Origin of the sequence: Microcoleus sp. B3-D7 (genome assembly GCF_036705305.1) — a bacterium.
In the GTDB taxonomy this organism is placed as follows: Bacteria; Cyanobacteriota; Cyanobacteriia; order Cyanobacteriales; family Microcoleaceae; genus Microcoleus.
The window spans coordinates 1-1,268 of sequence record NZ_JAUBUE010000107.1 but is presented as its reverse complement, the minus strand read 5'-3'; the positions used below and the strand labels follow the sequence as shown (position 1 = coordinate 1,268).

Genomic DNA, 1,268 nt, shown 5'->3' with positions numbered 1-1,268 from the left:
CCACCATCAGCGCCATCGCCAACACTGCTAGCAGCACCTCAACGAGTCCAGACCCCAATCCTGCCAACAACAACGGCCGTGAGCCTGGCGCAACTGTTACCACCACTATCACCGCTGCCCCCACTCCGACTCCCCCACTCCCACCGACTCCGACTCCAACTCCCGCCAACAAACCACCGATAGCTAGCAACGTCAACCTCGAAATCGCCCCCAGCAGCGCTGTGGCGATCGCAGGACTCGGAGGAAGCGACCCCGACGGTTCGATCTCATCCTTCACCATCAACAGCGTCCCACCAGCAAATGAAGGGCTGATATTTTTAGGCAATCCCGATACTGGCGGCACGATTGTCACCGCAGGTCAAATTCTGACACCTGCTGACATTAACCAATTATTTTTCCAATCGACAGCCAACTTTACAACAGCAAATTTTACCTACAGCGCTACAGACAACCAGGGTGCCACCAGCCCCGCCAGTGCTACTGTATCGGCGCTGCTGCCGGTGCCAAACCAACCGCCCGTAGCTAACAACGTCAACCTTGAGATCGGCCCCAGCAGCGCTGTGGCGATCGCAGGACTCGGAGGAAGCGACCCCGACGGCTCGATCGCATCCTTCACCATCAACACCGTCCCACCCGCAAATGAAGGGCGGATATTTTTAGGCAATCCCGATACTGGCGGCCGGATTGTCACCGCAGGTCAAATTCTGACACCTACTGACATTAACCAATTATTTTTCCAATCGACAGCCAACTTTACAACAGCAAATTTCACCTACAGCGCTACAGACAACCAAGGTGCTACCAGCCCCGCCAGCGCTACTGTCTCTGCCATTCCCCTGAACGAACCAACACCACCAACACCAACACCACCAACACCACCAACACCTACACCACCAACACCACCAACACCACCAACACCAACACCACCAACACCACCAACACCTACACCACCAACACCACCAACACCTACACCACCAACACCACCAACACCACCAACACCACCAACACCTACACCACCAACACCACCAACACCACCAACACCACCAACACCACCAACACCAACACCACCAACACCGGCGCCGGAACCAGCACCACCAACACCAACACCACCAACACCACCAACACCACCAACACCGGAACCAGCACCACCAACACCGGCGCCAACACCAACACCACCAACACCGGCGCCAACACCAACACCACCAACACCCGCCCCCGAACAACCAACACCGACGCCAGAACCAACCCCCATATTCAACCCAGTACCC

1 protein-coding gene is annotated in these 1,268 nt (G+C 56.5%); it reads left to right on the top strand.

Annotated features, from left to right (window positions below; all coding sequences use genetic code 11):
* Window positions 1-1,268: Ig-like domain-containing protein (locus QUB25_RS29350; RefSeq protein ID WP_445251997.1), on the top strand; the 1,268-nt coding region annotated here is incomplete at both ends.